The sequence below is a fragment of the Mesorhizobium sp. M2A.F.Ca.ET.037.01.1.1 genome, from assembly GCF_003998075.1.
GTDB lineage: Bacteria > Pseudomonadota > Alphaproteobacteria > Rhizobiales > Rhizobiaceae > Mesorhizobium.
Genome location: NZ_RZSA01000315.1, coordinates 1 through 6,464, shown reverse-complemented (window position 1 = coordinate 6,464; position 6,464 = coordinate 1). Strand labels below are relative to the sequence as shown.

The window sequence follows — 6,464 nt, the reverse complement described above, 5'->3', positions numbered from 1 at the left end:
GCTCCAGCGCGAAGGCGCGCGTGAAACCCTTCAGCACCCAGTGGCTGTTGCGCCGCTTCTCGATGAGCCCGAAGCGCGAGAACCGGATCAGGAATTCGCGCACGCTGGTGGTGCCCACCCCGATCTCGCGCGCCAGCTCCAGTTCGTTGATCTGCATGCCGGCCTCGGCGCCGCCGGCAAGCAGCCTGCGCATGAAGGAGCGCTCGATGATCTCGGCCAGCGAGTCCGTCTCTTCCTCGGGGAAGAAATCCTCCGGCAGCGGTCCCCTGAGCACTGTCTTGTTACGCTTGTTCCAGGCAATCAGCCCGGTCTCTTCCATGCGCGAAAGGATGCTGCGCACAGTGGTCCGGCTCACACCGAGCAGCGTGCCGAGTTCCGGCTCGGACGGCAGGCTTTGGGTCTCGTCGAGCAGCCGCAGGCAGCGGTTGAACGCGTCCTTGTAGACGTTGTTGCTCTTCGACATGCCTGTATCCCCCAACGCTCGCGGCGGACAGCCGAAAGCGCGATATGATCGGTGTCTCCTAGCGCACGGCCCCGAAAAGCGGAATCGTTTTTCGCCGGCTTGCCAAACGGGCGGTCGCGCATCGAACAAGGGGCGCCAGCCGCCCGTGATGAAAAAACAATTGACGCAAAACTGTTTTTTCACGATAAAAGACATTACCCCCAAACGGGCGCATGTCAATCCGCCCGCATTCCCAGGATGACCCAGGACAGCCGCTCGTGAACCCCGCAAACACCATTCTTCTTTCCCCCGCCGACAATGTCGCGGTCGCCAACGGCCGCATCGAGATCGGCACGGCGCTGCCGGGTGGCGCCACCGCGATCGCGGTGATCGAGCCTGGCCACAAGGTTGCGATCAGGCCGATCACCGCGGGCGAAGCCGTGGTGAAATACGCGCAGGCGATCGGCCGCGCCACCCAGGACATCGCGCCCGGCGAGCATGTCCATTCGCACAATCTGGTGTTCGAGAGCGGCCGCCTGCCGGTGGTTCCGCCGAGCGAGGCCGAGCACGCCACCGAAGCCGACCGCAAGCGCACCTTCATGGGCTACCGCCGCGCCGACGGGCGCGCCGGCACGCGCAACTTCATCGGCATCATCGCCAGCGTGAATTGTTCGGCCACCGTCTGCCACGCCATTGCCGACGAGGCCAACCGCACGATTCTGCCAAAATATCCCGGCATCGACGGCTTCGTGCCGATCGTCCACGGCCAGGGCTGTGGCATGAGCGGCACCGGTGACGGCATGATGGTTCTGCACCGCACGCTCGCGGGCTATGCTCGCCATCCGAATTTCGGCGGCGTGATGATGGTGGGGCTGGGCTGCGAGGTCAACCAGCTCACCCTCTACGGCCAGAAGGGTGTGGCGGCGGGAAAACGTCATTTCAACATCCAGGAGGCCGGCGGCTCGCGCAAATCGGTCGAGAAGGCGATGGGCGTGCTCACCGAGATCGCCGAGGAAGTCGGCCACCTCAAGCGCGAGCCCATCCCGGTCAGCGAGATCGTCGTCGGCCTGCAATGCGGCGGCTCGGACGGCATGTCGGGCATCACCGCCAATCCGGCGCTGGGCGCCGCTGTCGACATCCTGGCCGGCGTCGGCGGCATCGGCATCCTGTCGGAGACGACCGAGATCTACGGCGCCGAGCACCTGCTCGCCTATCGCGCCGCCTCGCCCGAGATCGCCGCCAAGCTCGACGGCTTCGTGAAATGGTGGGAGGACCATACCGCCAAGCATGGCGCCTCGATCGACAACAACCCCTCGCCCGGCAACAAGCGCGGCGGCCTGACCACGATCCTGGAAAAATCTCTGGGCGCCGTCGCCAAGGGCGGCCAGACGCCGTTGAATGGCGTCTTCGGCTATGCCGAGAAGGTTTCGGGCCACGGCCTGGTGTTCATGGATACGCCCGGCTACGACCCCGTCTCGGCCACCGGCCAGGTGGCGGGCGGCGCCAATGTCATCGTCTTCACCACCGGCCGCGGTTCTTGCTTCGGCTGCCGGCCGACGCCGTCGATCAAGGTCGCCACCAACTCGACCATGTACCACCAGATGGAAGAGGACATGGACGTCAATTGTGGCGTTATCGCCTCGGGCGAGAAGACCATTGCCGGCATGGGCCGCGAGATCTTCGAGCTGATCATCGAGACGGCGTCCGGCCGCAAGACCAAGAGCGAGGCGTTCGGCTACGGCGACAACGAGTTCGTTCCCTGGCATCTCGGCGCGACGCTTTAGTCCGAAGGCCATTGGCGGAAGCGCGACTAGGTCTTCACTGTCGCATGACTTCATTATGGAATGAATATTCCACATTGACAGCTATGTGAAATTATCGTTCCATGTCACAGGGAGGAACGGAAGCGCCGACATGCTGCCAATGAGGAGCCGCAGGGGGAGGCAAATCCATCGCGCGTCACACAAACGGCAACAGACACCGCTTGCATCGGCCATGGCAATGCTCTATCAAAAAAGGCATCTGTTTTTTATTGATAAAGTTCCGTTTGGGCCGCGCCTATCCAGATTGAGCTTCCGCAACCTTCACCAGGCGACTTAGGGAGGAACCTAATGAAATTCGTGACCAGCCTTCTCAACCGCCGTGCTTTCGTGGCCCTGGCCGCAGCGTCGATGCTTGCCGGCGCGATGCATTCGGCGCCCGCCTCGGCGGCCGACGTGACCATTCCGATCATCGTCAAGGACACCACCTCCTTCTACTGGCAGATCGTGCTGGCCGGCGCCCGCAAGGCAGGCAAGGACCTCGGCATCAACGTGCCGGAGCTCGGTGCCCAGGCCGAGACCGACGTCAACGGCCAGATCTCGATCCTCGAAAACGCCGTCGCCAGCAACCCCGCCGCCGTCGTCATCTCGCCGACCGAGTTCAAGGCGCTTGGCAAGCCGATCGATGAGGCGGCTTCCAAGGTCAAGGTCATCGGCATCGACTCCGGCGCCGACTCCAAGGCCTTCACCTCCTTCCTCACCACCGACAACGTCCAGGGCGGCCGCGTTGCTGCTGACGGTCTCGCCGCCGCGATCGGCGCCGCCAATGGCGGCAAGGTGGAAGGCAAGGTCGCGCTGATCACGGCCCTTCCCGGCGCCGGCTCGCTTGAGCAGCGCAAGCAGGGCTTCATCGAACAGATCAAGGCCAAATATCCGGGCCTCGAGCTCGTCGCCGACAAATACGCCGACGGCCAGGCCACCACCGGCCTCAACATCGCCACCGACCTGATCACCGCCAATCCGGACCTCAAGGGCATCTTCGCCTCGAACTTGATCATGGCGCAGGGCGTCGGCCAGGCCATCGCCGAGAACAATCTCGGCGGCAAGGTGGCGCTGATCGGCTTCGACAGCGACGAGAAGCTGATCAAGTTCCTCAATGACGGCGTCATCTCCGGCCTCGTCGTCCAGGACCCGTACCGGATGGGCTATGACGGCGTCAAGACCGCTCTGGCTGCCTCGAAGGGCGAGAAGGTGGAGGCCAATGTCGACACAGGCGCCAACCTCGTCACCAAGGACAACATGAAGGACCCGAAGATCGACGCGCTGCTCAACCCGAAGCTCAACTGAGCAAGCATCGTCGCACTCGTTTCCGGGGCCTCGCGCCCCGGAAACATCCGTCAGGCGATTTGGAAATCCGCGGGCCTGATCTAGGTTTTGACTCCAAGATGCGCGTCAGACGCATCGCTGCATACCCAATGGTTGAGACCAATGTGGGAGGATTGTCATGACGTCGACGGCGCAGGAACTGCACCCCGCCCCCACGCTGGCCCCGGGCAGGACGATCCTCGAGCTCAACGGGCTGGAAAAGCGCTACCCTGGCACGCATGCGCTGAAGGCGGTGCATCTCGCCTTCAAGGCCGGCGAGATCCACGCCATCGTCGGCGAGAACGGCGCCGGCAAGTCGACGCTCATCAAGCTGCTCACCGGCGTCATGCCGCGCACCTCCGGCGAGGTGATCTGGGAAGGCAAGCCAGTGGCCTTGGCCACGCCGCATGAGGCGATGGCGCTGGGCATCAACGCCGTCCACCAGGAGGTGGTGCTTTGCCGCCATCTCACGGTCGCCGCCAACATGTTCCTCGGCGAGGAGGAGTCCCGCTTCGGCCTCCTGCAGCAGCGCGCCATGGTCAAGGAAGCGCAGAAGATCATCGACGGATTGGGCTTCGACCTGCCGGCGCATGTCGTGCTCGGCGATCTCACCATCGGCCAGCAGCAGCTGATCGCCGCCGCTCGCGCCACGGTGCGCGGCACGAAATTCCTGATCTTCGACGAACCGACCGCCTATCTCACCCGCAAGGAGGCCGACCAGCTCTTCAAGCTGATCCGAAGGCTGAAGGGCGAAGGTGTCACCATCATCTACATCAGCCACCGCATGGAGGAAGTGTTCGAGCTTGCCGATCGCGTTTCGGTGCTGCGCGACGGCACGTTGGTCGGCACCCGCAACATCGCCGAGACCGACGAGGCCGAGCTGGTCAAGCTGATGATCAACCGCTCGATCGAGCAGATCTACCACAAGGAACATTTCACGCCCGGCGCCACGATCGTCGAGACGAAGAACCTTTCCGGCAAAGGTTTCGAGAATGTCTCGGTGACCGTCCGCGCCGGCGAGATCGTTGGCCTCTATGGTCTGATCGGCGCAGGCCGCAGCGAGTTCGTCACCACGCTTTACGGCCGTCACAGGAAATCGGCCGGCCAGATCCTGTGGCAGGGCAAGGAGGTCCAGGTCAATTCCGAGCACGACGCCATAAGGCTCGGCATGGCGCTGGCCCCCGAAAGCCGCCGCGACCAGGGCCTGTGCCTCAACCTGTCGGTCGGCATGAACCTCAACCTGCCGATCTACAAGCGCATTTCCAGCAACGCGCTCATCTCGGGCGCCAAGGAGAAGGCCGAAGCCGATCGCCAGATCGCGGACCTGCGCATCAAGACGCCGACACGCAGCGCGCTCGCCTCCAGCCTCTCGGGCGGCAACCAGCAGAAGATCGTCATCGGCAAATGGCTGGCGCATGGCGCCAAGCTGTTCATCTTCGACGAGCCAACGGTGGGCGTCGATGTCGGCACCAAGGCCGAGATCTACCGCCTGTTCTCGACGCTGCTGTCGAAGGGGGCCGGCATCATCCTGATCTCGTCCTATCTGCCGGAAGTCTACGAGCTTGCCGACACGCTCCACGTGTTCCGGCGCGGCAAGCTGGTCGCCACGCATGGGTTCCGCACCGCGAGCCACGAGGACATTCTGGGTCAGGCGCTGGCCGAGAAACAAGAAAAGACGGGAGGACAAAAATGAGCACCGAGGCGATCCCCGCCGAAAAATCCAAGCGCAATTTCAACGCGCTCTTCGGCCTGACCCTGCTTGGCCTGCTGCTGCTGATGTGGATCGTGCTGGCCGTCGCCACGCCCTCCTTCGCCACGGCGCTCAACATCACCAATCTTCTGCGCCAGGGCTCGCTGATCGCCATCCTCGCCGTCGGCCAGACCTTCGTCATCATCACCGGCGGCATCGACCTGTCGGTCGGCGCGGTGGTCGGTTTCACCACCGTTGTGGTGGCGCTTCTGATCAATGCCGGCTGGCCGATCTGGGCGGCGGTGCTGATCACCTTGCTGGTCGGCGTCGCCATCGGCCTCTTCCACGGCTTCGGCATCGTCAAGATGGGCCTGCCGCCCTTCATCATCACCCTGGCCACCATGACCTCGCTGCGCGGCATCGGCCTCCTGATGACCAACGGCAACTCGATCTCGATCAACAGCGATCCGTTCCAGGCCTTCTCCCGCGGCTCGCTGTTCGGCATCCCCTATCTGTTCTGGATGGTGATCCTGGTCGCCATCCCGTCCTACATCTTCCTGCACCACACGCGCTGGGGCCGCTATCTGTTCTCGGTCGGCTCCAACGCCGAAGCCGCGCGCCTGTCTGGCGTCAACGTGCCGCGCACCATCTTCATGGCCTATATCCTCTCCGGTCTGCTCGCCGCCTTCGTCGGCGTGCTGCTCGCCTCGCGCATCGGCATCGGCAATCCGACGCAGGGCGACACCTACGAACTGCAGGCCATTGCTTCGTCGGTGATCGGCGGCACCTCGCTCTTCGGCGCGATCGGCTCCGTGCACGGGCCGCTGATCGGCTCTTTCATCCTTTCGACGATCAACAACGGCGCCAACCTGCTCAACGTCAACACCTTCTGGCAACGCGTCATCACCGGAGCACTGATCATCGTCATCGTCTACTTCGACGGCTTGCGCCGTCGCGGCAAGTGACTCCTCCCAGAAACTAACGCGCCGGCCCGGCCGGACCGAGGCCGGCGCCCTTTTTGGATCTGTTCAATGAAAGCCGTCGTTTGCCGCTCGCCCGGCGACCTTGTCCTCGAAGACCGCGCAGCGCCAGGCGCGCCACCACCCGGCTGGGCGCGCGTCGCCGTCAGCCATGTCGGCATCTGCGGCACCGACTATCACATCTTCGAAGGCAAGCATCCCTTCCTCGCTTATCCGCGCATCATGGG

Annotated in this window: 6 protein-coding genes; 5 read left to right on the top strand and 1 reads right to left on the bottom strand. The window is 63.8% G+C overall.

Annotation, left to right across the window (positions count from 1 at the left end; translation table 11 throughout):
- A partial coding sequence (locus EOA27_RS17075; RefSeq protein ID WP_127256749.1) for a GntR family transcriptional regulator occupies positions 1–463 on the bottom strand: 463 nt, incomplete at its 3' end.
- A gap of 257 nt (positions 464–720) precedes the next feature.
- Here EOA27_RS17075 and EOA27_RS17070 point away from each other — a divergent pair.
- The 5 genes from EOA27_RS17070 to EOA27_RS17050 all read left to right on the top strand — a co-directional run.
- Positions 721–2,226, top strand: a complete 1,506-nt coding sequence (locus EOA27_RS17070) for an altronate dehydratase family protein (RefSeq protein ID WP_126081154.1) — start codon at positions 721–723, stop codon at positions 2,224–2,226.
- A gap of 327 nt (positions 2,227–2,553) precedes the next feature.
- Positions 2,554–3,549 carry an ABC transporter substrate-binding protein gene (locus EOA27_RS17065; RefSeq protein ID WP_126081153.1) on the top strand — a complete coding sequence of 332 codons (996 nt, stop codon included), beginning with the start codon at positions 2,554–2,556 and terminating at the stop codon, positions 3,547–3,549.
- A 157-nt stretch (positions 3,550–3,706) separates the two neighbouring features.
- A complete protein-coding gene (locus EOA27_RS17060) occupies positions 3,707–5,260 on the top strand; it encodes a sugar ABC transporter ATP-binding protein (protein ID WP_126081152.1) in 1,554 nt (517 codons plus the stop codon).
- The gene (locus EOA27_RS17055; protein ID WP_126081151.1) at positions 5,257–6,222 is read left to right on the top strand and encodes an ABC transporter permease; all 966 of its coding nucleotides are present in this window, start codon (positions 5,257–5,259) and stop codon (positions 6,220–6,222) included. The genes EOA27_RS17060 and EOA27_RS17055 overlap by 4 nt, the downstream gene beginning before the upstream one ends.
- A 66-nt stretch (positions 6,223–6,288) precedes the next feature.
- Positions 6,289–6,464, top strand: a 176-nt coding sequence (locus EOA27_RS17050) for an alcohol dehydrogenase catalytic domain-containing protein (RefSeq protein ID WP_148669963.1), incomplete at its 3' end; no start/stop codon positions are given.